The organism is Mycobacterium sp. NGS45, assembly GCF_059812645.1.
The window spans coordinates 190,182-215,540 of the sequence record NZ_JCALDB010000003.1; the positions used below are offsets into that span (position 1 = coordinate 190,182).

A 25,359-nucleotide genomic window follows, 5' to 3' on the forward strand; every position below is an offset into this window, starting at 1 on the left:
AATTTGACGTCTGTCCTGTGCGGGGGCTACCGTCATGTGCTATGACCACCCGCGGCATTCTCGTAGTACTTAGTCGGCGCGTTGGTGCCGCGTAGAAATCTGCGAGGCCTCCAACAGGCTTAGCCTACGAGCATCAACGCGCAACCCTCGTGCAGCCAAGACGCTGACGGGGGTTTTTTGTTGCCCCTAGCCGTCCATTCGCCCAGACCAGCAGAAGGATCCGACATCGTGAGCGCACCGACCACGCGACCACCCGCACAGACGGCGGTCCCCAAGCCCAGCAACGGGAAACCGGCCCCGGCCGGCAACCGCGTCGAGCCGCAGCAGATGACCGGAGCCGAGGCCGTCGTGCGCTCGCTCGAGGAACTGGGCGTCGACACCATCTTCGGCATCCCCGGCGGCGCGGTGCTGCCGGTCTATGACCCGCTGTTCGACTCCACGAAGCTGCGCCACGTGCTGGTGCGCCACGAGCAGGGCGCCGGGCACGCGGCCAGCGGCTACGCGCACGCCACCGGCAAGGTCGGCGTGATGATGGCCACGTCCGGCCCGGGCGCCACCAACCTGGTGACCCCGCTGGCCGACGCGCAGATGGACTCGATCCCGGTGGTCGCGATCACCGGCCAGGTCGGTCGCGGTCTGATCGGCACCGACGCCTTCCAGGAAGCCGACATCTCCGGCATCACCATGCCGATCACCAAGCACAACTTCCTGGTCCGCAGCGGCGACGAGATCGCGCAGGCGATCGCCGAGGCGTTCCACATCGCCGCCAGTGGACGGCCCGGCGCCGTCCTGGTCGACATCCCCAAGGACGTGCTGCAGGGTCAGTGCACGTTCAGCTGGCCGCCGGTGATGGACCTGCCCGGCTACAAGCCCACCACCAAGCCGCACAGCCGGCAGCTGCGCGAAGCCGCCAAGCTGATCGCGGCCGCCCGCAAGCCGGTGCTCTACGTCGGCGGCGGCGTGATCCGCGGTGCGGCCCACGAGGAGTTGCGTGAGCTGGCCGAGCTGACCGGGATCCCGGTGGTCACCACGCTGATGGCGCGCGGTGCGTTCCCGGACAGTCACCCGCTGCACATGGGTATGCCCGGTATGCACGGTGCGGTCGCCGCGGTGGCGGCACTGCAGCGCAGCGATCTGTTGATCGCGCTGGGCACCCGCTTCGATGACCGGGTGACCGGGCAACTGTCGACGTTCGCGCCGGAAGCCAAGGTGATCCACGCCGACATCGACCCGGCCGAGATCGGCAAGAACCGGCACGCCGACGTGCCGATCGTCGGCGACGTGAAGGCCGTCATCACCGACCTGATCGCGGCGCTGCGCCGCGACGAGGTGCCGGGCGCGCTGCAGATCGATCAGTGGTGGGAATACCTTTCCTCGGTGCGCGCCACCTACCCGCTGAGCTATGGCCCGCAAAGCGACGGCAGCCTGAGCCCGGAACTGGTCATCGAGCGGTTGGGTGAGATCGCCGGTCCGGACGCGGTGTACGTCGCCGGTGTCGGTCAGCACCAGATGTGGGCTGCGCAGTTCATCAAGTACGAAAAGCCGCGCACCTGGCTCAATTCCGGTGGTCTGGGCACCATGGGCTACGCCGTCCCGGCCGCGATGGGCGCCAAGATGGGCCGTCCGGACGCCGAGGTCTGGGCCATCGACGGTGACGGCTGCTTCCAGATGACCAACCAGGAGCTGGCCACCTGCGCCATCGAGGGTGTGCCGATCAAGGTGGCCCTGATCAACAACGGCAACCTGGGCATGGTGCGGCAGTGGCAGACGCTGTTCTACGAACAGCGGTACAGCCAAACCGATCTGGCCACGCACAGCGCGCGCATCCCGGACTTCGTCAAGCTGGCCGAGGCGCTGGGTTGCGTCGGATTGCGGTGCGAGCGTGAAGAAGACGTCGACGACGTCATCGCCCAGGCGCGCGAGATCAACGACCGGCCGGTGGTGATCGACTTCATCGTCGGCGCCGACGCCCAGGTCTGGCCGATGGTCGCCGCCGGCACCAGCAATGACGAGATCATGGCTGCCCGCGACGTCCGTCCCTTGTTCGACAACGAAGATCAGGTCTGAGGAACAGGTCCACGATGACGACTACCCACACCCTTTCGGTCCTGGTCGAGGACAAGCCCGGCGTGCTGGCCCGGGTGGCGGCGCTGTTCTCCCGGCGCGGCTACAACATCGAGTCGCTCGCGGTCGGTGCGACCGAGCACAAGAACATGTCGCGGATGACCATCGTGGTGTCCGTCGAGGACTTCCCGCTCGAGCAGATCACCAAGCAGCTCAACAAGCTGGTCAACGTGATCAAGATCGTCGAGCAGGACGAGGAGCAGTCGGTGTCGCGGGAACTCGCGCTGATCAAGGTGCGCGCCGATGCGGGCACCCGCGGCGAGGTGATCGAGGCAGTGAACCTGTTCCGCGCCAAGGTCGTCGACGTCTCCACCGAGTCGCTGACCGTCGAAGCCACCGGCACCCAGGAGAAGCTGGCCGCACTGCTGCGGATCCTGGAGCCGTACGGTATTCGCGAAATCGTGCAATCCGGCATGGTGTCGCTGGCCCGCGGTCCGCGCGGCATCGGCGTCAAATAGCGTGTAACCCGAGAAACGAGAAAAGGAAACAAACAAGTGGCAGTTGAGATGTTCTACGACGACGACGCGGACCTGTCGATCATCCAGGGCCGCAAGGTCGGCGTGATCGGCTACGGCAGCCAGGGGCATGCGCACTCGCTGTCGCTGCGTGACTCCGGCGTGCAGGTCAAGGTCGGCCTCAAGGAGGGCTCGAAGTCCCGGGAGAAGGTCACCGAGCAGGGCCTCGAGGTCGACACCCCGGCCGAGGTGGCCAAGTGGGCCGACGTGATCATGCTGCTGGCGCCCGACACCGCGCAGGCCGAGATCTTCAAGAATGACATCGAGCCCAACCTGCAGGACGGCAACGCGCTGTTCTTCGGTCACGGCCTGAACATCCACTTCGGTCTGATCAAGCCGCCGGCCAACGTCACCATCGGCATGGTCGCCCCCAAGGGCCCGGGCCACCTGGTGCGCCGGCAGTTCGTCGACGGCAAGGGTGTGCCGTGCCTGGTCGCCGTCGAGCAGGATCCCAAGGGCGAGGGCCTGGCGCTCGCGCTGTCCTACGCCAAGGGCATCGGTGGCGCCCGCGCCGGCGTCATCAAGACCACGTTCAAGGACGAGACCGAGACCGACCTGTTCGGTGAGCAGGCCGTGCTGTGCGGTGGCACCGAGGAGCTCATCAAGACCGGCTTCGACGTGATGGTCGAGGCAGGCTACGCGCCCGAGCTGGCCTACTTCGAGGTGCTGCACGAGCTCAAGCTGATCGTCGACCTGATCTATGAGGGCGGCATCGCCCGGATGAACTACTCGGTGTCCGACACCGCCGAGTTCGGTGGCTACCTGTCCGGCCCGCGGGTGATCGACGCCGACACCAAGAAGCGGATGCAGCAGATCCTGTCCGAGATCCAGGACGGCACCTTCGTCAAGCGCCTGGTCGCCAACGTCGAGGGCGGCAACAAGGAACTCGAAGGTCTGCGCAAGCAGAACGCCGAGCACCCGATCGAGGTCACCGGCAAGAAGCTGCGTGACCTGATGAGCTGGGTGGATCGTCCGATCACCGAAACCGCTTAGCCCCAACGCCTTTGCCGCTCTACCGTCTCCGTCCCGCTCTGCAGGCCCAGCGAGCGGGAGGTAGACGGTAGAGCGGCGATTGGCTGTCTAGGCGCCGAGCTCCGGCACCTCGAGACCGAATTCCCGTTTCAGCATGGTGCGCGCCGCGTGATAGCCGGCCATCCCGTGCACCCCGCCATTGGGTGGGGTGGCCGCCGAACACAGATAGGCCTTCGGAATGGGGGTGGCCCACGGATTCCAGCGCGGGGTGGGACCGGTGATGGCCCGCCACGCGCTGTTGCCGCCGGCGGAGATGTCGCCGCCGGGATAGTTCGCATTGTGCGCCGACATCTGCGCGGCCGGGATGCTGCGCGCGGCCAGCACCAGGTCACGGAATCCGGGCGCGAGCCGTTCCATCTGCGCGGTGACGGTCTCGGCCTGGTCCACCGGCGAATCGTGCGGCACGTGCACGTAGGTCCAGAACGGCCGTCGGCCTTGCGAATCGACGCGATTCGGGTCGGCGACGTGTGGGGAAGCGGCCAGCGTCATCGGCCAGTCGGCGTGCCGGCCGGCCGCGATCTCGGATTCGGCGTGGACCATCTGCGCGCGCGAGCCGCCCAGATGAAAGGTCGGGACCTCGGCCAGTCGCGGATCGGTCCACGGGATCTCACCGGACAGTACGAAGTCGACCTTGGCCACCCCGGGTCCGAACTTCACCCGGCGCAGCGCCTTGGCGTACCGGCTCGGTAGCGCCGAGCCGTAGATGTCCAGCAGCGCGGCTGCGGTGGTGTCGTACAGCACGACTCCGGGTGGCGGCGTGGTGACCTGTTCACCGAGCACCAATTCGCCTCCGAGACTGAGCAATTCGGCCATCAGTGCATCGGTGATGGCTTGGCTGCCACCCACCGGCACCGGCCAGCCCACGGTGTGGGCCAGGGTGGCCAGCATCATTCCCGCGCCGGCCGAGGTGAGCGACGGCATGGTCGAAATGGTGTGCGCGGCCACGCCGGTGAACAGCGCCCGGGCATCCTCACCGCGCAACGTGCCCCACAGCGGCGTGCCCTGCAGCAGCATCCGCAGTCCGAGGCGCAGCGCCACCACCGGGTCCGACGGCAACGAACGCTTGTCGCCCAGTACGAAGCCGACCGCGTCGTCGGCGTGCTCGACCATCGGGCCGAGCAGTCGACGCCAGGACTCACCGTGAGTCAATTCCGCGCTGGTGCGGTCCAGGTCGCGGTAGGCCAGCACCGCGGGCCGGCCGACCAGGGGACTGGCGTAGGAAATGTCGGGCACCGCCAACTCGATCCGTTCGGCCATGCCGAAGGACCGGAAGAACGGTGAGGCCAGCGCCAGCGGATGGATCGCCGAGCAGATGTCGTGCCTGACGTCGCCGAATTCCGGGTCGGTGAACGTGCGGGCACCGCCACCGGCGCTTGCCTGGGCTTCGATCACCCGGACCGACAAACCGGCCCGCGCGCAGAGCACTGCGGCACTGAGCCCGTTGGGGCCGCTGCCGACGACGGTGACATCCACGCTTCCAGTAGACCCGATCGCACCGGCGCGGGTCGACACCGCCCGCATGTGAGCGGGCCGACACCATTAGGCTGTCCGGGTGAGTTTGCCTGTTGTACTGATTGCCGACAAGCTGTCCGAATCCACCGTGGCCGCCCTGGGCGACCAGGTCGAGGTCCGTTGGGTGGACGGCCCGGACCGCGAGAAACTGCTGGCCGCGGTGCCGGACGCCGATGCGCTGTTGGTCCGCTCGGCCACCACGGTCGACGCCGAGGTGCTCGCCGCCGCGCCCAAGCTCAAGATCGTCGCGCGCGCCGGCGTCGGGCTGGACAACGTCGACGTCGGCGCCGCCACCGAGCGCGGCGTCCTGGTGGTCAACGCACCCACCTCGAACATCCACAGCGCCGCCGAACATGCGCTGGCGCTGCTGCTGTCGGCGGCCCGCCAGATCCCGGCCGCCGACGCCACGCTGCGCGACCGCACCTGGAAGCGGTCGTCGTTCTCCGGTACCGAGATCTTCGGCAAGACCGTCGGTGTGGTCGGGCTGGGCCGGATCGGGCAGCTGGTCGCCGGCCGGCTGGCCGCGTTCGGCACCGAGGTGATCGCCTATGACCCGTACGTGCCGCCGGCCCGGGCCGCCCAGCTCGGCATCGAGATGCTGCCGCTGGACGAACTGTTGGCCCGCGCCGACTTCATCTCGGTGCACCTGCCCAAGACGCCGGAGACCGCCGGTCTGATCGGCGCCGAAGCGCTGGCCAAGACCAAGCCCGGCGTGATCATCGTGAACGCCGCGCGCGGCGGTCTGATCGACGAGCAGGCGTTGGCCGACGCGATCCGCAGCGGCCACGTCCGCGGCGCCGGGTTGGACGTGTTCGCCACCGAGCCGTGCACCGACAGCCCGCTGTTCGACCTGCCGCAGGTCGTGGTCACCCCGCACCTGGGGGCCTCCACCGAAGAGGCCCAGGACCGGGCCGGAACCGACGTCGCCGCCAGCGTGCGGTTAGCGCTGGCCGGCGAGTTCGTGCCGGACGCGGTCAACGTGGCCGGCGGCCCGGTCGGCGAAGAGGTGGCGCCGTGGCTGGAGCTGGTGCGCAAACTCGGCGTGCTGGTCGGCAGCTTCTCCAAGGAACCGCCGGTGGGTGTGACCGTCACGGTGCGCGGCGAGCTGGCCTCCGAAGAGGTTGAGATCCTGCGGCTTTCCGCGTTGCGCGGGTTGTTCTCCACCGTGCTCGACGACCCGGTCACCTTCGTCAACGCCCCGGCGCTGGCTGAGGTGCGCGGCGTGGCCGCCGATCTGACCACGGCCAGCGAGAGCCCGAACCACCGCAGCGTGGTCGACGTCCGCGCGGTGCACGCCAACGGCACCGCCGTGAACGTCACCGGCACGCTGTCTGGGCCGAATCTGGTGGAGAAGGTGGTCGGTATCAACGGCCGCAGCTTCGACCTGCGCGCCGAGGGTTTCAACCTGATCATCAACTACTCCGACCAGCCGGGCGCGCTGGGCCGGATCGGCACCCTGCTGGGTGGTGCCGGGGTCAACATCGAGGCCGCCCAGCTGTCCCAGGACGCTGCCGGCGACGGCGCCACCATCATGCTGCGGGTCGACCGCGACGTGCCCACCGACGTCCGCGCCGAGATCGCCATGGCGGTCGCGGCCACCACCCTGGAAGTGGTTGATCTGTCATGAAACTCGCGATCATCCCCGGTGACGGCATCGGACCGGAAGTCATCGCCGAGGCCGTCAAGGTGCTCGACGTGGTGCTGCCGGGTGTGGAGAAGACCTCGTATGCATTGGGCGCCAAGCACTATCACGCCACCGGTGAGATCCTGCACGACGAGACCATCGCCGAACTTCGCGGCCGCGACGCCATCCTGTTGGGCGCCATCGGCGACCCGTCGGTGCCGCCGGGCCTGCTCGAGCGCGGTCTACTGCTCAACCTGCGCTTTGCCCTCGATCACCACGTCAACCTGCGGCCCTCGCGGCTGCATCCCGGCGTGGCGAGCCCGCTGGCCGGCGCCCCCGAGATCGACTTCGTCGTGGTCCGGGAGGGCACCGAAGGTCCCTACACCGGCAACGGTGGCGCGTTGCGGGTCGGTACCCCGCACGAGGTGGCCACCGAGGTCAGCGTCAACACCGCCTACGGCGTCGAACGCGTGGTGCGTGATGCGTTCACCCGTGCGCAGGCCCGGCGCAAGCACCTGACCCTGGTGCACAAGACCAACGTGCTGGCCTTCGCCGGGTCGCTGTGGTCGCGGATCGTGAAACAGGTGAGCGCCGAGTTCCCCGACGTCGAGGTGGCCTACCAGCACATCGACGCGGCCACCATCCATCTGGTGACCGACCCGAGCCGGTTCGACGTGATCGTCACCGACAACCTGTTCGGCGACATCATCACCGACCTGGCCGCCGCGGTGAGCGGTGGAATCGGGTTGGCGGCCAGCGGCAACATCGATGCCACCCGGACCAACCCGTCGATGTTCGAACCGGTGCACGGCAGTGCACCCGACATCGCCGGGCAGGGGATCGCCGACCCGACGGCGGCGGTGATGAGCGTCGCGCTGCTGCTCGCGCATGTCGGTGAGCACGAGGCGGCCGCCCGGGTGGACGGTGCGGTGGCCGAGCACCTGGCCACCCGCGGTGAGGCCACGCTGTCCACCGCCGAGACGGGCGACCGGATCCGCTCGCTGCTGTAGTCAGGCCGTCGCTGCCCGCAGGCCGTGCACGTAGGTGGTCAGGTACTCGTCGATGAACGGACCGCGAATCGGTTCGGGAACGGTGATCAGCAGCGCATAGAGCCCGACCAGGAACGAGATGCCGTTGTGCATCACGTCGACGTCGGCGGGGATCTCGCCGTCGTCGCGGGAGCGTTGCAGATCCTGCACCACCGCGACGATGAACGGATGGCTCTCCCATTCGTTGCTGGGCGGTCGGGTCGCCGAAAAGTGCAGGGCCAGAAAATCTTTGAAGAGGTGACTGCCCAGCCGAAGCTCCAGCTTCTGCAGCACCCGCACAGCCTGGCCCAAGGTGGTGCGAACATCGTGCGGGGCGGTCAGGGCCCGGGCGAGTTCGGCGGCCATCCGCTCCTGCTCGCGGCGCTCCAACTCCAGCAGCACATGCTCCTTGGTGGGGAAGTGGAAGAAGAACGTGCCGTGCGCGACGCCGGCCGCCGACACGATCGAGGCGATGTCGGCCGCGGCCATACCCGCGCGTTTGAACTCGGCGATCGCGGCGCCCAGTAGGCGTTCCCGGGTCTGCAGGCCCTTGCGGCTGCGTTCCGCGGTGGTGGGGGACTTCGGCACTGTGCTCGGCTCCGAATCTGGTGGGGGTACTTCCCGGCGCAGTCTACGACAGAAAACTGACCAGAATCAGAAATGCTCTTCCCATCCGGGGCCGCTGCGGTTACCGTGCCTGGTGACGGCGAAACTGGTCCTTGACAAGGTGATTGGGTCGGCATAGCTCCTGGGCCCAGATCACCGAGCGGGCCGCACAGCGGCGCGAAAACTCTGACCGGAGTCATATCGGAGGGTGTAGTGCAGATTCTCGAGCAGGTGCAGGACCTGCCGAAGGCCGGCAACGTGAAGGCCCAGTGGGTCAGCCTGTGGACCGGCCCGGCGGTGGGTGCGGTGCTGCTGATCGCCGCGCTGGCTTTCCCGGCCTTCTGGCCGCCGATGTCACCGACGCTCAGTGCCGAGCAGGTCGCCGCGTTCTACGCCGACAACACCGCGTGGATCCGGTTTTCTCAGGTGACCTTCAACCTGTGCGGGATCATGGTGGTGCCGTTCTTCATGGTGATTGTGGTCCAGATGAAGCGGATGAAGAACCAGAGCCACGTGTTCGCCTACTGCTTCCTGACCGCTGTGGTCAGCGGCGCCACCTTCTTCGCCTTGTCGAACATCTTCTTCCTGGTCGCCGCCTTCCGGCCGGGGCGTAACCCCGAGCTGATCCAGCTGCTCAACGATCTGGGCTGGATTGTGTTGATCGCGCCGGTCGGCATGCTGATCTCGCAGTTCGTGCTGCTGGGTCTTTCGGTGTACTTCGACGACCCGCAGGATCCGATCCTGCCGCGCTGGGTGGGGCACTACTCGATGGCCACGGCCGTGGCCATGGTACCGGGTGCGGCCGCGGCCGTCTTCCAGACCGGGCCGCTGGCCTGGGACGGGCTGCTGGCCTTCTGGTTGCGCAACGGCGCGCTGGCGTTGTTCGTGATCGTGATGTTCTTTGTGCTGCGCAAGGCAATTCACCGGCAGGCCGTCGACGACGGTGTGGTGGCCGGATGAGCGCACCGACCCTGCGGCGGGTGATTCCGTCGGCGCCGGGCGGCGGTAAGCGCGACGTCCGGTGGATGACGGTGTTCTTCCCGGCCTGGTACGCGGTGTTCGGGGTGATCATCTGCCTGCTGACCCGGGTGACCCCACCGCCGCGCCCCGACGTCGATACCGCCGGCAAGGTGGCCTTCTTCGAACAGCATCACACCACCATCCAGATCGGCTTCGTCCTGCTGCTGATCCTGCTGGGCGGCGCGGCCATGACCAACGGTCTGGTGGCCTACCAGATCAAGCGGATGTCGGTGGGCTCGGTGTTCGCCTACGGCTACATCGGCGGCATGGGAGTCGGCGCACTGCCGGGCTTCATGTTGGTCACGGTCTGCTTCCTGACCGCAGCGTTTCGCCCCGACCGGGACCCGGAGCTGATCGGCTTGCTCTACGACCTCGGAATGCTTTCCTACAACGGATCATTGGGCTGCTTCACGGCGGCCTACCTGGTGCTGGCCATCGCGATCCTCTACGACAAGAACGAGATCTTCCCGAAGTGGTTCGCCTACGTCTCGATCTGGCAGATCGTCACCGAGGTGATCGCCACCCAGATGTTCGTGTTCGACGCCGGCCCGTTCGCCTGGAACGGATCGCTGGCCTTCTGGCTGGCGGTCGTGGTGTTCTCGGTCTGGCTGGGCGCGCTGATCATGCTGCTGCGCAATGCCGCTGCTCGCGAGCCGGCTGACGCGCCGGCCCTGGACTGAGACCGACTCTGAGGAACCTTCGATGCCGCAAGCAGATTCACCCGCCTCGACCCAGACGGTCGAACAGGAGGTGAAAGCAGTACCTGCACAGCGCAGTTCCGGCCGGTTGCCCGGGGACCGCGACATGTGGGTGATGGTGCTCGGTGACCTGATCATCTTCGGCGGTTACTTCATCATCTTCATGATCTACCGCAGCATGGACCCGCGCGGGTTCCTGGCGGCCCAGCAGCATCTCGACATCAACATCGGTGTGGTCAACACCGCGATCCTGTTGACCAGCTCGTGGTTCATCGCGCGCAGCGTGCTGGCCGCACGCGCCGGAAACCACCGGCAGGCCATTGCGCTGGTGTACTCCGCCGGTGCGTGCGGGGTGGCGTTCATGGTGCTCAAGGGCTACGAGTGGGCCGCCAAGATCGGTGCCGGCCATACCAATTCGGACACCTTCTACTCGTTCTACTACGTGATCACCGGAGTGCACCTGACTCACGTGTTGATCGGACTGATCGTGCTCGGGGTGGTGGTCCGCGAACTGCGCAACCCGGCCCGGCGGCGCACCTCGATGGTCGAGATCGGTGCCACCTACTGGCACATGGTCGATCTGCTCTGGGTGATCATCTTCGGCCTGCTCTACGTGATGAGGTGACCATGACCACTGCCAAGACCGACGACAGCGGTACCGCCGCCACCGGCGAGCCGCACACCTCGGCGCGCGCCCTGGCCGGGGCCTGGATCCTGCTGCTGGCCGTCACCCTCGGATCGTGGTGGCTGGCGCCGGCGCACTTCACCGAGACCGTCGCCCCCAACACCGCCGTGACCGCACTGGTGCTGGTGCTCACCTACGTCAAATCCCGGGTGGTGATCCGGTACTTCATGGAGGTGCGCTCGGCGCCGCGTTGGCTGCGGGTCAGCACCGACGCTTGGTTGGCGGTTCTGCTAATCGCGGTATTTGTGATCTACCTGATTTGATCGGCCGAGCGCCGGGTGTCGGGGTGGGCATTGCGGACCGGATCGCCGTGCACCGGAACCAACGGCCAGGCGGCCAGCGGGAACAGGGCACACACCGCGAAGGCCACCGGGAAGCCGGCCGCCGCGATCAGCGCACCGAAGGCCGGCGGCACCACCCCGGTGGCGAACAGTTGGCTGGTGTTCTGCACACCCAGGGCGCGGCCGCTCCAGAACGGCCCGGCGATCTCGGCGATCGCGGTGAACGCCAATCCGTTGTCGGAGACCGTCAACGTGCTGGCGAACACCAGGATCACCACCGACACCGCCACCAGGTTCAACTGGTCGGTGAGCGCCAGCAGGCCCATCGCCACGGCCGCTGCCACCGCGATGATCCGGATCGGATGCAGCCGTGAGCCCACCACGTCCGACCATCGGCCGGCGGCGATCCGGCCGCCGGCGCCGCACAGCTGCGCGACGGTGACCATGGTCCCCGCGCTGGCTGCGGTCCAACCCCGGTCGGTCATCAGCCACACCAGGGTGAAGGTCCACAGCATCGACTGAGGGACCACCAGCAGGACCGAAACCACGTGGATGCGCCACAGCAAGCTCGATCCGCGGTAGGGGTTCGTCAGCTCGGCGGGCGCGGCGTCGCCGCGCGGCGGCCGGGGCGGGTCGAGTACGCCGAAGCCGGTGAGCACGGCGGCGATCGCACACACTACGGCCGGGAACAGCAGGGCGGCCGAGACACCGTGGGTTTCGGCCACCTGCGGAATCACCAAGGCGCCCAACCCGACCCCCAGCGGTTGCGCGGTCTGGCGGATGCCCATGGCCAGGCCGCGCTGTCCGGGGGGAAACCAGCCGACCACCACCCGGGCGCTGGCGGTGTTGCTGCTGGCGGCAGCCATCCCGCCGAGGAAGAGGAACACGCCGACGGCGACCAGCGAGTCGACCGAGGCGGCCGCGAATGCCGCGGCGGCGGTCAACGCCGATCCGAGCACGAGGACGAACCGTTCGCCGATCCGGTCCACCACGTAGCCCCAGGCGAACAGCGTGACCACCATGCCGAAGCTGGGCATCGACACCATCAGACCGGACTGGGCCAGATCCAATCCGCGTTCGCTGTGCAACGTCGGGATCAGGAACGCCGCACCGTTGATGAAGACATTGGCGAAAAGCGTGGCGGCCAGGGCAATTGCCAGCATCGACCACCGTCGCCCGGGGGAAAGCGTGGTGGCGGCCATACCACCATCCTGACACCGGTATCTCAGAACGTGAAATGCAATCTCAAAATATGAGAATCACCCGGTAGCGGCCAGTGTGTCGTGCCGGCGGTAGGTGCGGTCGCCGCCGACCTGGTCGACCGCGCGCTGCACCAGGGAGCGCCGGGTCCGCTGACCCAATTCCTCGCTGAGCCAAGTCATCCCGGGAATGACCCGGCGGTACTCGAGCACCCGGTTGATCGCCGAGGAGGCCAGTACCGCTGCCTGCAGCGGCTTGCTGTCGAGCAACCCGAGCTGGTCGGCGTTGGACTTGCCCAGGATCAGCCGACTGTAGGAAGACAGGTAGCCTCGCGCGAATTCGACGACGGGACCCTCGCCGCGGTCGGCGTGCAGCGCCTCGGCCAGCTTGCGAGAGTCCTCGTCGGGCAGGAATTCGGTGTCGGCCTCCAGCCAGAACAGCCGCCAGGTGTCGGCTTCGCTGGTGGGCACCAGCTCCGGGTGCACGCCCATCAGCAGACCGACGTAACGCCAGAAGTGGAACACCGCTTCGCGTTCCTTGTCCGAGAAGTGCATGCCCATGGCCTGACAGCCGGCCAGGTTTGCCAGTGAGAACAGCATCAGGGTGCCCGCCAACTGCACCTGGTTGACCGGGGTGTCCCACTCGTCGTAGTCCCAGTCCTCACGGCGGTGCATGGCCGCGCGAACCAGGACGTGCATCAAGCGCACCCGCAGCGTGCCGGTGAACCCGTCGGCGAACCGGTCCAGGCCGCCCGGCGAGGTGACGTCGATGTACCAGGTCGCGGTCTCGTTGAGCCGGCGCGGCGCCATCCGGCGCAGATCACCGGTACCCATCAGGGGTTTGTCGGCACGCGAGGCCAGATAGCCACCGGTCAGCGCCAAGCCGGGCAGCGCCAGGCCGATGCCCACCAGGCCGGTCCGCATGCTGACCCGGGCGGCCAGGTCGAGCTTGTCGTGATCCAGCCAGTACGGCTGCTCGTCGACCTGGTCGAAGAACGCCACCAACTCGGCGGGGGGATTCGGCACGGCCTCGATGCCCTCACTGACCGCGATCTCGAACATCCGGCGGCCCTCACCGGTGGGCAGCCGCTGGATCATCTCGACCAGACCGTCGGCCAGCGGGTCGCCCAGATCGGCCCACTTGCGGAACGACTGGCGTTGGCCGGCGGTGGCGCGGATGTCCCCGTCGGCCAGGAACCGGGTGAACAGGTTGAACGGAAACTCGGTCAGAGACTTGGGATTAGGCAGTTTGTCCTGGCGTGCAGCCATGTGCGCCGTCCTTTCGGGGCTCGCCAACCATCTGGTGACAGTGTTCACCAGATATCGGAGGCGGTCAAGAGTGCGACAGCGGCCACGCCGTCGACAGTGCGACAATGCCGGTATGTCGGCACGTGCCCGGACCTACGCCGGTGCCACCTCGAGTGAGCGTCGCAGCAAGCGGCGCGCTGCTCTGGTCGAGGCCGCGTTGGACCTGATCGCCGCCAACGGCGTCACCGGCCTGACCGTGCGCGGGGTGTGCAGCGCCGCGCGGCTCAACGATCGCTACTTCTATGAAAGCTTCCGCAGCACCGACGAACTGATGCTGGCCAGCTTCGACGAGCAGGTGCTGAACGCCTCGGCCGCGATGGTGGGCGCGATTGCCACCAGTCCGGCGGACCCGCTGCTGCGGGCGCGCGCGGCGATCGGGACCGGGCTGGCCTACCTCACCGACGATCCGCGCCGCGGCCGGCTGCTGGTGGAATCCCAAGCCACCGAGGCGCTGCGGGCGAGGCGCCGCGACGTGATCAGATCGCTCGCCCAGATCATGGCCGAGCAGGGCCGGGCGTTGTTGGCCGGGCAGGAAGCGCTGGATCCGGACCTGGATCTGGCCGCGCTGACCCTGGTGGCGGGTGGCTTCGATCTGGTGACCAGTTGGCTGCGCGGCGAGTTGGAGATCGACCGGGCGCACCTGGAGAACTTTCTGGTCGCGATGGTGACTGCGCGACGGGTGAATTGACCGCCCGCCGCTCCTGCGGCCCGTGCGCCGAGCCGAGCAGGGGAGTCTTGGGTCACATCACTACGCTGAACGAATGCGCCTGGGACGAATTGCCAGCCCCGACGGCGTCGCCTTCGTGAGCATCGAAGGTGACGAAGCGGAGGCCACCTGCCGAGAGATCGCCGAGCATCCGTTCGGTACCCCCACCTTCACCGGCCGGAGCTGGCCGCTGGCCGATGTCCGGCTGCTGGCGCCGATCCTGGCCAGCAAGGTGGTCTGCATGGGCAAGAACTACGCCGCGCATGCCGAGGAGATGGGTGGTGTGGCTCCCGAAGATCCGGTCATCTTCCTCAAGCCCAACACCGCGATCATCGGACCGAACGTGCCGATCCAGCTGCCCGCCGACGCCGATCCGGTGCACCACGAAGGCGAGCTGGCGGTGGTGATCGGACGGCCGTGCAAGGACGTCCCGGCTGCGCGGGCCGCCGAGAACATCCTGGGCTACACCATCGCCAACGACGTCTCGGCTCGCGACCAGCAGAAAAAGGACGGACAGTGGTTGCGGGCCAAGGGACATGACACCTTCTGCCCGCTCGGCCCTTGGATCGTCACCGATCTGGACGCGTCCAACCTGGACCTGCGCACCGAGGTCAACGGCCAAGTGCGCCAACACTCCAACACTTCGCTGATGATCCACGACGTGGGCAAGATCATCGAGTGGGTCTCGGCGGTGATGACGCTGCTGCCCGGCGACGTGATCTTGACCGGCACGCCTGAGGGCGTCGGCCCGCTCGAACACGACGACACCGTCGCGATCACCGTGTCCGGTATCGGCACCCTGTCCAATCCCGTTGTGCGCAAAGGAAGATGATGGCTTCGCAGAATCAACAGGTTCGGGTCCGGTTCTGTCCCTCACCGACCGGTACGCCGCATGTCGGGCTGATCCGCACCGCGCTGTTCAACTGGGCCTACGCCCGGCACACCGGCGGGGCGTTCGTGTTCCGGATCGAGGACACCGACGCCGCCCGGGACAGCGAGGAGAGCTACGCCGCGCTGCTGGACGCGCTGCGCTGGCTGGGCCTGGATTGGGACGAGGGTCCGGAAGTCGGTGGACCGTACGGTCCGTACCGGCAGTCGCAGCGCCGCGACGTCTACCTGGATGTGATCGACCGACTGTTGGCCGCCGGTGAGGCCTACGAGGCGTTCTCCACGGCCGAAGAGGTCGAGGCGCGTCACCTCGCGGCCGGGCGCAACCCGAAGTTGGGCTACGACAACTACGACCGCGACCTGACCGATGAGCAGCGCGCGGCCTTCCGCGCCGAAGGCCGCAATCCCGTGCTGCGGCTGCGGATGCCGGACACCGACCTGACCTGGGTCGATCTGGTGCGCGGCGAAACCACCTTCCCGGCCGGCAGCGTGCCGGACTTCGCGCTGACCCGGGGCAACGGTGATCCGTTGTACACCTTGGTCAATCCGGTCGACGACGCCTTGATGAAGGTCACCCATGTGCTGCGCGGTGAGGACCTGCTGCCGTCCACGCCGCGGCAACTGGCACTGTATGCGGCGTTGATCCGGATCGGGGTGGCCGAGGCCACGCCCGAATTCGCGCATCTGCCATCGGTACTCGGTGACGGCAACAAGAAGCTGTCCAAGCGCGATCCGCAGTCCAACCTGTTCCTGCATCGTGATCGCGGATTCATCCCCGAAGGCCTGCTCAATTACCTTGCGCTGCTGGGCTGGTCGATCGCCGACGACCGCGACCTGTTCTCGCTCGACGAGATGGTGGCCGCGTTCGACGTGGCCGACGTGAACTCCAACCCGGCCCGATTCGACCAGAAGAAGGCCGAAGCGATCAACGCCGAACACATCCGCCGGCTCTCCGAGGACGAGTTCACCGCCCGGTTGCGCGACTACTTCAGCACCCACGGCCACGACACCGGTCTGGACGACGCCGGTTTTGCCGAGGCGGCCCGGTTGGTGCAGACCCGGATCGTGGTGCTCGGCGATGCCTGGGGTCTGTTGAAGTTCCTCGACGACGCCTCGTTCGCGCTCGACGAGAAGTCGGCCGGTAAGGAACTCAAGGCCGAGGCGGTGCCTGTGCTCGAGGCCGCGGTCGCCGCCCTCGAGCAGGTGGAGCAGTGGAGCACCGCGAACATCGAATCCGCGCTCAAGGCGGCCTTGCTCGACGGTCTCGAGCTCAAGCCGCGCAAGGCGTTCGGGCCAATCCGGGTGGCAGCCACCGGGGCCTCGGTGAGCCCGCCGTTGTTCGAGTCGCTGGAGCTGCTGGGCCGAGAGCGCAGCTTGGACCGGTTGCGTGCCGGACGCGAACACGCGGCCGCTCGCGCCACCGACTGACACCGGAGCCGACCCGGCGAGCGCCGGGACCGGGGTTGGTAAAGCAGCCCGGAAATCTTTGGTAGTCTGCTCGTCGGTCCGGAAACGCTGCGGGTGATCCTCCAAGCCAGGAGGTGCTCACCCGGACGGGTTCCGGAAATGCCTTTGACCAGCGGTTACAGGCAGCCAATGGGGTATGGTGTAATTGGCAACACAGCTGATTCTGGTTCAGCCATTCTAGGTTCGAGTCCTGGTACCCCAGCCAACCGGAGCAACGTCGGCGATTAGGTCAACATGCACAGCTGAGCTATGCTGACGCTCCGGAAGTTCTAGCCCCCGTCGTCTAGCGGCCTAGGACGCCGCCCTCTCACGGCGGTAGCGTGGGTTCGAATCCCATCGGGGGTACACCACGAATCAGCCCCGCACTTCGGTGCGGGGCTGATTCATTTCTGTGGCCCCACCCGTCTTCGCTCTTCCGTCTACTTCCCGATCGCCGGGCCTGCAGAGCGGGAAGTAGACGGAAGAGCGAAAAAGCCAGGGCGCGGGGTTCAGTCGGACTTGGGTGCGGTGGACCCGGACAGCGGCATGGCCGGCATGCCGAGCTTGCGGTGATCCCAGGACCGGGTCCGGGCGCTGACCAACCGCACCGCGACGCGCTTGTTCATCATCATGTCGACCCCGTCCTTCATCTCATCGGTGTACGGGCCGGTGTAGCGCTCCCACACACTGACGCCGACCCGGAACAAGGTGTCGGGGTCGTCGATGATCTCGGCGGTGCCCTCGAACGACACCCCGCGCAGCGTGTCGTAGGTCTCGCCGGCTTCGATCAAGAAGGTGAACCGCGGATCTCGACGCAGGTTCACCGCCTTCTGTGACTTGGCCTTGGTCTCCAGGTAGATCTCGCCGTCGACGATGCCGAACCACATCGCCACCAGGTGCGGCTGTCCGTCGGCGCCGACGGTCGCCAGGGTGCCGGTGCGGCTGTTGGTGACGAACTCGGTGATCTCGTCCTCGGACATCACGATCTGTGCGCGTTGCTTGGTTCCCATGCCGGTCAGTGTGTCAGGCGGGTGCGGCGCCGGTGCACCGGACGTGGCGCCAGGTCACAGCCGCCGGGTGATCGCCTCGGCGGCGGCCAACAGATCGTTGGCCCAGCGCTCACCGGGACGCCGGCCCATTCGGTCGATCGGGCCGGACACCGAGATCGCGGCGATCACCACACCACGGGTGTCGCGCACCGGTGCCGAAATGCTCGCCACGCCGGGTTCGCGTTCGGCGGCACTCTGCGCCCAGCCGCGTTTGCGTACCTCACCCAGGGCGCGGTCGGTGAACTTGGCGGTGGGCAGCAGGGCCTGTTGGGTGGCGGCGTCGCTGTAGGCCAACAACACCTTGGCGCCGGAGCCGGCCGTCATCGGCAGCCGGGAGCCCACCGGCACGGTATCGCGCAGTCCCGCTGGCGGTTCCAGTGCCGCCACGCAGATCCGGGCGGTGCCCTCGCGTCGATACAGCTGCACGCTCTCGCCGGTGAGTTCACGCAGCCGGGGGAGCACCACGGCGCCCGCGGCCACCAGTGGATCGTTGACATGGGCGGCCAGTTCGGTCACCGCCGGACCCAACCGCCAGCGGCCCTCCGAGTCGCGGGCCAGCAGCCGATGGGTTTCCAGTCCGGCCGCGATCCGGTGCGCGGTGGCCCGGGGCAGCCCGGTGCGTTCGCACAGATCCACCAGCCCGCACGGGGACTCGGCGATCGCGTGCAGCACCCCCACCGCTTTGTCCAGCACGCCGATGCCGCTATCCTGTCTCACAGAGAGATACTAACGTCCCGCATGTTGAGATGGCTACTTCAGCCCCAGCCGTCATGCTGCGGGGGAATCGAGCACTGATGGCCACTCCGAACCAGCCCGCTGCCCGGCCACGCACCATGGCCGAGAAGGTGTGGGCCGACCACGTCGTCGCTTCCGGTGACGGTGAACCTGACCTGATCTACATCGATCTGCACCTGGTGCACGAGGTCACCAGTCCACAGGCCTTCGACGGGTTGCGGATGGCTTCCCGCCGGGTGCGCCGCCCGGATCTGACCATCGCGACCGAAGACCACAACGTGCCGACGGTCGACATTGACAAGCCGATCGCGGATCCGGTGTCACGCACCCAGGTCGAGACATTGCGGCGCAACTGCGAGGAATTCGGCATCCGGCTGCACCCGATGGGTGACGCCGAACAAGGCATCGTGCACATCATCGGACCGCAGCTTGGCCTGACCCAGCCGGGTACCACGGTGGTCTGTGGCGACAGCCACACCTCGACGCACGGTGCGTTCGGTGCACTGGCGATGGGCATCGGCACCTCGGAGGTCGAGCACGTACTCGCCACACAGACGTTGTCGCTCAAGCCGTTCAAGACCATGGCGGTCAACGTCGACGGCGACCTGCCCCCTGGGGTGAGCGCCAAGGACATCATCTTGGCGGTGATCGCCAAGATCGGTACCGGCGGTGGGCAAGGTCACGTCATCGAATACCGCGGCAGCGCCATCGAGGCACTGTCGATGGAAGGCCGGATGACGATCTGCAACATGAGCATCGAGGCCGGTGCGCGCGCCGGGATGGTGGCCCCGGATGCGACCACCTACGACTTCCTGCGCGGTCGTCCGCACGCCCCGACCGGCCAGGACTGGGATGACGCGGTGGCCGCCTGGGATCAGTTGCGTACCGACGAGGGCGCCGAATTCGACACCGAGGTCCACATCGACGCGGCATCGTTGAGCCCGTTCGTGACCTGGGGCACCAACCCGGGCCAGGGTGTGCCGCTGTCCGCTGCGGTGCCGGATCCGGAGTCGATGACCGACGACGACAGCAAGCAGGCCGCCGAGAAGGCACTGGCCTACATGGGATTGACGGCGGGCACGCCGATGCGCGACATCGCCGTGGACACCGTCTTCGTGGGTTCGTGCACCAACGGCCGGATCGAGGATCTGCGGGTGGTCGCCGAGGTGCTGCGCGGCCGCCAGGTGGCCGACGGGGTCCGAATGCTGGTGGTGCCGGGCTCGATGCGGGTGCGGGCCCAGGCCGAATCGGAAGGTCTGGGTGAGATTTTCACCGCTGCCGGGGCCGAGTGGCGGCAAGCCGGCTGTTCGATGTGCCTGGGCATGAACCCCGATCAGCTCTCGCCGGGTGAGCGCTGCGCATCGACGTCCAACCGCAACTTCGAAGGCCGGCAAGGCAAGGGCGGCCGCACCCACCTGGTCTCGCCGGCGGTCGCAGCCGCCACCGCGGTCCGGGGAACGTTGTCGTCGCCGTCGGATCTGCCGGCCAACTAAGAGTCAGAGGAGCCCAAGGATGGAAGCCTTCCACACCCACACCGGGATCGGCGTTCCGCTGCGCCGGTCCAACGTCGACACCGACCAGATCATCCCCGCGGTGTATCTGAAGCGGGTCACCCGAACGGGATTCGAGGACGGTCTGTTCGCGGCGTGGCGCACCGATCCCAGCTTCATCTTGAATTCAAGTCCCTTCGACCGGGGATCGGTTCTGGTGGCCGGACCCGACTTTGGCACCGGCTCCTCCCGCGAGCACGCCGTGTGGGCGCTGATGGATTACGGATTCCGTGTCGTCATCTCATCGCGATTCGCCGATATCTTCCGCGGGAATGCCGGCAAGGCCGGATTGGTCGCCGCCCAAGTCGCCCAGGATGACGTCGAACTGCTCTGGAAACTGATCGAGCAGAGCCCGGGGCTGGAAATCACTGTGAATCTTCAAGATCGGAATATCATCGCCGGAACGGTGGTGTTGCCGTTCAACATTGACGATTACACCGCCTGGCGGCTGCTCGAAGGGCTCGACGATATAGGCCTTACGCTGCGGAAACAGGATGCGATCGCAGAGTACGAGGCGGCCCGGCCGAGCTGGAAACCGCGCACCCTGCCGGCTCCCTGAGTCGGCCCAAGGGCCGAATCCGCGCTCCCCGAAGCCCCTTACCGACCCGGTATCCCACTATCCAAGCGCCCCAAAGGGTTCTGAAAATAGTTCGCCAGAATCACCGAAAATGCGCGTGGTTCTTGGAAATCAGCCTTGCTAGGGTTTACCGTGTCCACTAGTCGGTCCAGAGCGGACCACTGGCTTCGGAGGTTTCATTCATGAACAAAGCAGAGCTCATCGACGTACTCACGGAGAAATTGGGCTCAGATCGTCGACAGGCCACCGCCGCTGTCGAGCATGTTGTCGACACCATCGTGCGCGCCGTGCACAAGGGTGACAGCGTGACGATCACCGGCTTCGGTGTCTTCGAGCAGCGCAAGCGTGCGGCTCGGGTGGCGCGCAATCCGCGCACTGGCGAGACGGTCAAGGTGAAGCCCACCTCCGTGCCGGCATTCCGTCCGGGCGCGCAATTCAAGGCAGTTGTCTCTGGGGCGCAAAAGCTCCCGGCCGACGGTCCGGCTGTGAAGCGCGGCGCCGTGGGCGGTCCCGCCAAGAAGGCGGCCAAGAAGACCGCCGCCAAGAAGGTCGCCAAGAAGGCTCCGGCCAAGAAGGCGGCGCCGGCGAAGAAGACTGCAGCCAAGAAGGCTCCGGCCAAGAAGGCCGCGGTCAAGAAGGCAGCGGCGGCCAAGAAGACCGCAGCCAAGAAGGCCGCACCGGCCAAGAAGGCCGCAGTCAAGAAGGCCGCACCGGCCAAGAAGACTGCTGCCAAGAAGGCTCCAGCCAAGAAGGCCGCAACCAAGGCTCCGGCTCGCAAGGCCGCAGCCAAGAAGGCTCCCGCCAAGCGGGGCCGTCGCTAGATTCGAGCACGAATGCGCTGCGGGAACGCGATTCCCGCAGCGCATTCGCGTGTTCAGCCGCCGTTGGCCAGCGGGCTCGGGATGTGGTCGGCGGCGATCAAGGTCTCACCGGCCAGCGACATGACCCAGGTGCTGCCCTTGCGGTTGCGGGACTTATCCGGCTTGACTCCGGCCTGCTCGCACCACCATTCGATGAGGTCGGGGATCACCTTGCCTTGGCTGCACACCACCCGGGTGCCGGATTTGGCCGCGATCTGCTGGATTCGGCTGCGGGCCCGCTTCTTGTTGTCGGCGTAGGCCTCTTCAGTGAGCACGGGCTCGTCGTGGATGCTCACGCCGAGTTCGTCGGCGAGCGGTTCCAGGGTCTGCCGGCAGCGGGTGCGGGAGGCGGCATGCAGGTCGCTGGCCCCGAAGGCCAACAGCAAGCCGACCAAGGACTCGGCTTGCGCACGGCCGTGCTTGTCCAGCGGCCGCAGCCGGTCATCACCGCGGTACCGGCTCCGTCGGCCGGCCGTCGCGTGCCGCACCACCAGGACCGTGCGGGTATCAGCCGGCTTCTTGGCGAACTGCCGCAACACCTTCCGGTCCTGCGGATACTGCAGTTTGGCGAACGCGTCGTCGACCGGCAGCCAGCGCAGTTCGTCGACCTCGGGACCGGAGGTGAACTCACCGTCGTGGGCGCGCGCGGCCCAGTACTGCACCTGTTTGATGCCCTGCTCGACGGGATAGCGCACGGTCGGCAACGCCCGGCCGAGGACGGCGGCAAACCCGGTCTCCTCATTGATTTCGCGCACCGCGGCCACCGGCGCCGACTCGCCGGGGTCCAGCTTGCCCTTGGGCAGCGACCAGTCGTCGTAGCGCGGCCGGTGCACCACCGCGATGTGCGGATTCCGGGGCCCGTCGGGCCCGGGGCGCCACAGCACCGCCCCGGCAGCCAAGATCGTCGTTTGCTTCGGCAGGTCAACTCCTGTGGCGTGTTTCACCGTCGAGGATGCGATGTGCGGGGCGCGGCTAGTGTCGACGCTTTTCCATCATCGACACCTGGTGATCACGCACCTTCTGGCCGGCCTGCGGTCGTGCGGTCCAGGAGCCGTCGGAGCCGAGTTCCCAGCAGCGGGTGGCCGGATCCAGCGCCGAGGTGAACACGTCGGCGAGTTGGGCTGTCAACCGCGGATCCTTCACCTGCGCCATAACCTCCACCCTTCGGTCGAGATTACGATGCATCATGTCGGCGCTGCCGATCCAGAACTCATTGATGGCATTGAAGTGAATGATTCGGGAATGTTCGAGGAACCGCCCGAGAATTGAGCGCACCACGATGTTCTCGGACAGGTCTTCGGCGCCGGGGCGCAGCGCGCAGATGCCGCGCACCACCACCTCGACCCGCACGCCGGCCTGCGAGGCCCGGTAGAGCGCGTCGATCACCTGCTCGTCGACCAACGCGTTGGCCTTCAACCGGATCCGGCCCTCGGCACCGTCGCGGGCTGCGATCACCTCACGCTCGATGCGCTCGATGATGCCCTTGCGCACGCTGTGCGGGGCGACCAACAGATTGCGGTAGCTGACCTTGCGTGAATACCCGGTCAGCGAGTTGAACAGGTCGGTCAGGTCCGCGCCGATGTCCGGGGCGGCAGTCAGCAGACCGACGTCCTCGTAGAGTCGCGCGGTCTTGGGGTTGTAGTTCCCGGTACCGATGTGGCAGTACCGCCGGATGATCGAGCCCTCCCGACGCACCACCAGACAGGTCTTGCAGTGCGTCTTGAGCCCGATCAGCCCGTACACCACGTGCACCCCGGCCTGCTCCAGGGCGCGGGCCCACTGGATGTTGTTCTGCTCGTCGAAACGCGCCTTGATCTCGACCAGGGCCACCACCTGCTTGCCGGCCGCGGCCGCGTCGATCAGCGCGTTGACGATCGGCGAATCACCCGAGGTGCGGTACAGAGTCTGCTTGATGGCCAACACGTTCGGGTCGGCGGCGGCCTGCTCGATGAAGCGCTGCACCGTGGTGGAGAACGAGTCATAGGGGTGGTGTACCAGCACGTCGCCGTCGCGCAGCGTGGCGAAGATACTCTTCGGGGTCTCGCGTTCACCGAACGCCGGCGGGGTGGCCGGCACGAAAGTCGGGTCCTTGAGCGCGGTTCGGTCCACACCGTAGATCTGCCACAGCGACGACAAGTCCAGCAGACCGGGGACCTGGATGACGTCGCCGGGGTCGACATCGAGTTCGCGCAGCAGCAACTCGAGCATGTGCTCGGTCATGTCGTCGGCGACTTCCAGGCGCACCGGGGAACCGAACCGGCGCCGGGCCAACTCCCGCTCCAACGCCTTGAGCAGATCCTCGTCGCGATCCTCTTCGACTTCCATGTCGGCGTTGCGAGTGATCCGGAACGCGTGCTGCTCGACGATCTCGAGGCCGGGGAACAGCACCGGCAAAAAGTTCGCGATCAGCTCTTCCATCGGCAAGAAGCGGTAGCCGCGGCGGCCGTTCGCGGTTGGCGGGCCGGGCAATTCGACGAAGCGGTCGACGTTGTCGGGCACCTTGATGCGGGCGAAATGGGTGGTGCCGTCCTCGGGTTGGCGCACCGTGATGGCCAGGTTGAGGCTCAGCCCGCTGACGAACGGGAACGGGTGCGCGGGATCCACGGCCAGCGGAGTCAGCACCGGGAACACCTGCTCGTGGAAGTAGGTGGACAACTGGGTGCGCTCGTCCTCGTCCAGGTTGGCCCAGGTGACGATCCGGATGCTTTCCTCGGCCAGCGCCGGGGCCACCGACTCCAGGAACACCTCGGCGTGCTTGCTGGAGATCTGTTGGCTGCGTTCGGCGATCCTGCGCAGCTGCTCACGCGGGGACAGCCCGTCGGCCGAGCGCACCGACAACCCCATTTCGTCGCGACGCTTCAACCCCGCGACCCGGACCATGTAGAACTCGTCCAGGTTGGAGGCGAAGATGGCCAGGAACTTCAACCGCTCCAGCAACGGCAGCGACCGGTCGGCCGCCAACGCCAAGACCCGGGCGTTGAAGTCCAGCCAACTCAGTTCGCGGTTGAGGTAACGATCCTCGGGCAGGGCATCGACGTCCACCTCACTGGTGGCCGCAGGTGGTGCATCGGGGGTCGACGCAGCGAGCCCCGAACCGGCAGCGTCACCGTTCGACGGGCCGCCGGGGGCAGTCACGTCGGACTGGGCTGCCTCATCTGTCTTCGTCACGCAGTCGATCCTTCCCTATCCCGGTGGCCATCGCTACCGGGTTCGGCCCCGCGGCGCGGTGGCACGCCGGGTGGCCGGACCGACCCCGAGACGGTGTGCGACCCGCAAATCCTCTGGGGTGTCGATGTCACAGCGCAGCCCGGGCCAGGCGCCGGTCAGTTCGATGGCCCCCGAGCGGCGATGCCGGGCCGCCGAATCCGGGCCGAATGCGGGCTGCACGTCGACGCCGAACGCGAACAGCGCCGAGGTGCCGGTGCCATGCCGGTCGGCGACGAAACTGCGCGGGTGGGCGCGCGCGGAACCGATCGCCTCGGACAACTCGGCGGGGCTGAGTGCCGGTAGATCTCCTTGTAGCACAACGATGTTCGCAGTAACGGCGGCGAGCTCGACGGCTGCGGCGCGAATCGCGTTGTTCAACGGATCGGGGTGATCGGCCGGCGTGGGATCGAGCAGCACGCGGGCGCCGAGCCGTTCGGCGGCCGCCGCGGCGGTGTCATCCGGGGTGACCACCAACACGCTGTCGCAGGCCGGTACCCGCTGCGCGGCCCCGATGGTGTCCAGCAGCATCGCCAACACCACCCGCTCGCGGGTGTCGGCCGCGAACACCGGCGCCAGTCGGGTCTTGGCCGCGGTCAACCGCTTGACCGCGATCACCAGACCCACGCCACTCATGTCGGCCATCCTGCCAGCGTCGCTCGCTAGGCTAGCGGGCAACACATCCGACGCCGGCCGCCGCCGACGTCTCCAG

23 protein-coding genes, 2 tRNA genes and 1 pseudogene are annotated in these 25,359 nt (G+C 67.3%); 17 read left to right on the top strand and 9 right to left on the bottom strand.

Going from position 1 to position 25,359, the window contains the following annotated elements:
• The first annotated feature begins 228 nt into the window (after positions 1-228).
• From AC5Y3P_RS04710 to ilvC, 3 genes and pseudogenes are all read left to right on the top strand, one after another.
• A complete protein-coding gene (locus tag AC5Y3P_RS04710; RefSeq protein ID WP_500044725.1) occupies positions 229-2,067 on the top strand; it encodes an acetolactate synthase large subunit in 1,839 nt (612 codons plus the stop codon).
• A 14-nt stretch (positions 2,068-2,081) separates the two neighbouring features.
• Positions 2,082-2,582 carry an acetolactate synthase small subunit gene (gene ilvN, locus AC5Y3P_RS04715; protein ID WP_500044726.1) on the top strand — a complete coding sequence of 167 codons (501 nt, stop codon included), beginning with the start codon at positions 2,082-2,084 and terminating at the stop codon, positions 2,580-2,582.
• Between the two features lie 15 nt (positions 2,583-2,597).
• Positions 2,598-3,632: pseudogene (gene ilvC, locus AC5Y3P_RS04720) on the top strand (ketol-acid reductoisomerase); the annotation flags it as partial.
• Between the two features lie 87 nt (positions 3,633-3,719).
• Here ilvC and AC5Y3P_RS04725 read toward each other — a convergent pair.
• Complete coding sequence (locus tag AC5Y3P_RS04725; RefSeq protein ID WP_500044727.1) at positions 3,720-5,144, bottom strand: phytoene desaturase family protein; 1,425 nt, start codon at positions 5,142-5,144, stop codon at positions 3,720-3,722.
• Positions 5,145-5,223: 79 nt separating this feature from the next.
• Between AC5Y3P_RS04725 and serA the strand changes: the two genes are divergently transcribed.
• Positions 5,224-6,810 carry a phosphoglycerate dehydrogenase gene (gene serA, locus AC5Y3P_RS04730; RefSeq protein WP_500044728.1) on the top strand — a complete coding sequence of 529 codons (1,587 nt, stop codon included), beginning with the start codon at positions 5,224-5,226 and terminating at the stop codon, positions 6,808-6,810.
• Entirely contained in the window at positions 6,807-7,817 is a 1,011-nt protein-coding gene (locus tag AC5Y3P_RS04735) for a 3-isopropylmalate dehydrogenase (protein ID WP_500044729.1), read from the top strand. The genes serA and AC5Y3P_RS04735 overlap by 4 nt, the downstream gene beginning before the upstream one ends.
• Here AC5Y3P_RS04735 and AC5Y3P_RS04740 read toward each other — a convergent pair whose 3' ends face one another.
• Positions 7,818-8,423, bottom strand: a complete 606-nt coding sequence (locus AC5Y3P_RS04740) for a TetR family transcriptional regulator (RefSeq protein WP_500044730.1) — start codon at positions 8,421-8,423, stop codon at positions 7,818-7,820.
• Positions 8,424-8,654: 231 nt separating this feature from the next.
• Here AC5Y3P_RS04740 and AC5Y3P_RS04745 point away from each other — a divergent pair, with 231 nt between their 5' ends.
• The 4 genes from AC5Y3P_RS04745 (at position 8,655) to AC5Y3P_RS04760 (ending at position 11,107) form a co-directional block, all read left to right on the top strand.
• On the top strand, positions 8,655-9,401 hold the full coding sequence (locus tag AC5Y3P_RS04745) for a hypothetical protein (protein WP_500044731.1): 747 nt from the start codon (positions 8,655-8,657) through the stop codon (positions 9,399-9,401).
• Entirely contained in the window at positions 9,398-10,141 is a 744-nt protein-coding gene (locus tag AC5Y3P_RS04750; protein ID WP_500044732.1) for a hypothetical protein, read from the top strand. The genes AC5Y3P_RS04745 and AC5Y3P_RS04750 overlap by 4 nt, the downstream gene beginning before the upstream one ends.
• A gap of 124 nt (positions 10,142-10,265) precedes the next feature.
• On the top strand, positions 10,266-10,784 hold the full coding sequence (locus AC5Y3P_RS04755) for a cytochrome c oxidase subunit 3 (RefSeq protein WP_500044794.1): 519 nt from the start codon (positions 10,266-10,268) through the stop codon (positions 10,782-10,784).
• Between the two features lie 2 nt (positions 10,785-10,786).
• On the top strand, positions 10,787-11,107 hold the full coding sequence (locus AC5Y3P_RS04760) for a cytochrome C oxidase subunit IV family protein (RefSeq protein WP_500044733.1): 321 nt from the start codon (positions 10,787-10,789) through the stop codon (positions 11,105-11,107).
• Here the strand turns inward: AC5Y3P_RS04760 and AC5Y3P_RS04765 are convergent.
• Complete coding sequence (locus tag AC5Y3P_RS04765; RefSeq protein WP_500044734.1) at positions 11,095-12,327, bottom strand: MFS transporter; 1,233 nt, start codon at positions 12,325-12,327, stop codon at positions 11,095-11,097. The genes AC5Y3P_RS04760 and AC5Y3P_RS04765 overlap by 13 nt on opposite strands.
• 57 nt (positions 12,328-12,384) lie before the next feature.
• Positions 12,385-13,593: an oxygenase MpaB family protein gene (locus AC5Y3P_RS04770; RefSeq protein WP_500044735.1), complete on the bottom strand. Its 1,209-nt coding sequence runs from the start codon at positions 13,591-13,593 to the stop codon at positions 12,385-12,387.
• 112 nt (positions 13,594-13,705) lie between these two features.
• Here AC5Y3P_RS04770 and AC5Y3P_RS04775 point away from each other — a divergent pair, with 112 nt between their 5' ends.
• From AC5Y3P_RS04775 to AC5Y3P_RS04795, 5 genes are all read left to right on the top strand, one after another.
• Entirely contained in the window at positions 13,706-14,320 is a 615-nt protein-coding gene (locus AC5Y3P_RS04775) for a TetR/AcrR family transcriptional regulator (protein WP_500044736.1), read from the top strand.
• A gap of 73 nt (positions 14,321-14,393) precedes the next feature.
• A complete protein-coding gene (locus AC5Y3P_RS04780) occupies positions 14,394-15,170 on the top strand; it encodes a fumarylacetoacetate hydrolase family protein (protein ID WP_500044737.1) in 777 nt (258 codons plus the stop codon).
• Positions 15,170-16,654 (top strand): glutamate--tRNA ligase, encoded by a 1,485-nt coding sequence (gene gltX / locus AC5Y3P_RS04785; protein WP_500044738.1) that lies wholly within the window; start codon positions 15,170-15,172, stop codon positions 16,652-16,654. The genes AC5Y3P_RS04780 and gltX overlap by 1 nt, the downstream gene beginning before the upstream one ends.
• 169 nt (positions 16,655-16,823) lie before the next feature.
• A tRNA-Gln gene (locus AC5Y3P_RS04790) sits at positions 16,824-16,898 on the top strand.
• Between the two features lie 67 nt (positions 16,899-16,965).
• Positions 16,966-17,038: transfer RNA gene (locus tag AC5Y3P_RS04795), tRNA-Glu, on the top strand.
• A gap of 143 nt (positions 17,039-17,181) precedes the next feature.
• On the opposite strand, the gene AC5Y3P_RS04800 is transcribed toward AC5Y3P_RS04795, so the two are convergent.
• Positions 17,182-17,682, bottom strand: a complete 501-nt coding sequence (locus tag AC5Y3P_RS04800; protein WP_500044739.1) for a PPOX class F420-dependent oxidoreductase — start codon at positions 17,680-17,682, stop codon at positions 17,182-17,184.
• Between the two features lie 54 nt (positions 17,683-17,736).
• Complete coding sequence (locus AC5Y3P_RS04805) at positions 17,737-18,438, bottom strand: IclR family transcriptional regulator (RefSeq protein WP_500044740.1); 702 nt, start codon at positions 18,436-18,438, stop codon at positions 17,737-17,739.
• Between the two features lie 77 nt (positions 18,439-18,515).
• Between AC5Y3P_RS04805 and leuC the strand changes: the two genes are divergently transcribed.
• The 3 genes from leuC (at position 18,516) to AC5Y3P_RS04820 (ending at position 21,404) form a co-directional block, all read left to right on the top strand.
• Entirely contained in the window at positions 18,516-19,949 is a 1,434-nt protein-coding gene (leuC, locus tag AC5Y3P_RS04810) for a 3-isopropylmalate dehydratase large subunit (RefSeq protein ID WP_500044741.1), read from the top strand.
• 19 nt (positions 19,950-19,968) lie between these two features.
• Positions 19,969-20,565, top strand: a complete 597-nt coding sequence (gene leuD, locus AC5Y3P_RS04815; protein ID WP_500044742.1) for a 3-isopropylmalate dehydratase small subunit — start codon at positions 19,969-19,971, stop codon at positions 20,563-20,565.
• A gap of 200 nt (positions 20,566-20,765) precedes the next feature.
• Positions 20,766-21,404 carry an HU family DNA-binding protein gene (locus AC5Y3P_RS04820; RefSeq protein WP_500044743.1) on the top strand — a complete coding sequence of 213 codons (639 nt, stop codon included), beginning with the start codon at positions 20,766-20,768 and terminating at the stop codon, positions 21,402-21,404.
• A gap of 53 nt (positions 21,405-21,457) precedes the next feature.
• Here the strand turns inward: AC5Y3P_RS04820 and mutT1 are convergent, their stop codons facing one another.
• The 3 genes from mutT1 to cofC all read right to left on the bottom strand — a co-directional run bounded on the left by mutT1 (position 21,458) and on the right by cofC (position 25,292).
• Positions 21,458-22,387 carry an 8-oxo-(d)GTP phosphatase MutT1 gene (gene mutT1, locus AC5Y3P_RS04825; RefSeq protein WP_500044744.1) on the bottom strand — a complete coding sequence of 310 codons (930 nt, stop codon included), beginning with the start codon at positions 22,385-22,387 and terminating at the stop codon, positions 21,458-21,460.
• 28 nt (positions 22,388-22,415) lie between these two features.
• Entirely contained in the window at positions 22,416-24,578 is a 2,163-nt protein-coding gene (locus tag AC5Y3P_RS04830) for an RNA degradosome polyphosphate kinase (protein ID WP_500044795.1), read from the bottom strand.
• Between the two features lie 66 nt (positions 24,579-24,644).
• Positions 24,645-25,292, bottom strand: a complete 648-nt coding sequence (gene cofC / locus AC5Y3P_RS04835) for a 2-phospho-L-lactate guanylyltransferase (RefSeq protein ID WP_500044745.1) — start codon at positions 25,290-25,292, stop codon at positions 24,645-24,647.
• Between the last annotated feature and the right edge of the window lie 67 nt (positions 25,293-25,359).

Bases quoted from the DNA above. Each gene is read 5' to 3' on its own strand.
- ilvN (WP_500044726.1), top strand. From the start codon at position 2,082: ATGACGACTACCCACACCCTTTCGGTCCTGGTCGAGGACAAGCCCGGC.
- AC5Y3P_RS04735 (WP_500044729.1), top strand. From the start codon at position 6,807: ATGAAACTCGCGATCATCCCCGGTGACGGCATCGGACCGGAAGTCATC.
- AC5Y3P_RS04750 (WP_500044732.1), top strand. From the start codon at position 9,398: ATGAGCGCACCGACCCTGCGGCGGGTGATTCCGTCGGCGCCGGGCGGC.
- AC5Y3P_RS04755 (WP_500044794.1), top strand. From the start codon at position 10,266: ATGTGGGTGATGGTGCTCGGTGACCTGATCATCTTCGGCGGTTACTTC.
- AC5Y3P_RS04760 (WP_500044733.1), top strand. From the start codon at position 10,787: ATGACCACTGCCAAGACCGACGACAGCGGTACCGCCGCCACCGGCGAG.
- AC5Y3P_RS04765 (WP_500044734.1), bottom strand. From the start codon at position 12,327: ATGGCCGCCACCACGCTTTCCCCCGGGCGACGGTGGTCGATGCTGGCA.
- AC5Y3P_RS04770 (WP_500044735.1), bottom strand. From the start codon at position 13,593: ATGGCTGCACGCCAGGACAAACTGCCTAATCCCAAGTCTCTGACCGAG.
- AC5Y3P_RS04775 (WP_500044736.1), top strand. From the start codon at position 13,706: ATGTCGGCACGTGCCCGGACCTACGCCGGTGCCACCTCGAGTGAGCGT.
- AC5Y3P_RS04780 (WP_500044737.1), top strand. From the start codon at position 14,394: ATGCGCCTGGGACGAATTGCCAGCCCCGACGGCGTCGCCTTCGTGAGC.
- gltX (WP_500044738.1), top strand. From the start codon at position 15,170: ATGGCTTCGCAGAATCAACAGGTTCGGGTCCGGTTCTGTCCCTCACCG.
- AC5Y3P_RS04800 (WP_500044739.1), bottom strand. From the start codon at position 17,682: ATGGGAACCAAGCAACGCGCACAGATCGTGATGTCCGAGGACGAGATC.
- leuC (WP_500044741.1), top strand. From the start codon at position 18,516: ATGGCCACTCCGAACCAGCCCGCTGCCCGGCCACGCACCATGGCCGAG.
- leuD (WP_500044742.1), top strand. From the start codon at position 19,969: ATGGAAGCCTTCCACACCCACACCGGGATCGGCGTTCCGCTGCGCCGG.
- AC5Y3P_RS04820 (WP_500044743.1), top strand. From the start codon at position 20,766: ATGAACAAAGCAGAGCTCATCGACGTACTCACGGAGAAATTGGGCTCA.
- cofC (WP_500044745.1), bottom strand. From the start codon at position 25,292: ATGGCCGACATGAGTGGCGTGGGTCTGGTGATCGCGGTCAAGCGGTTG.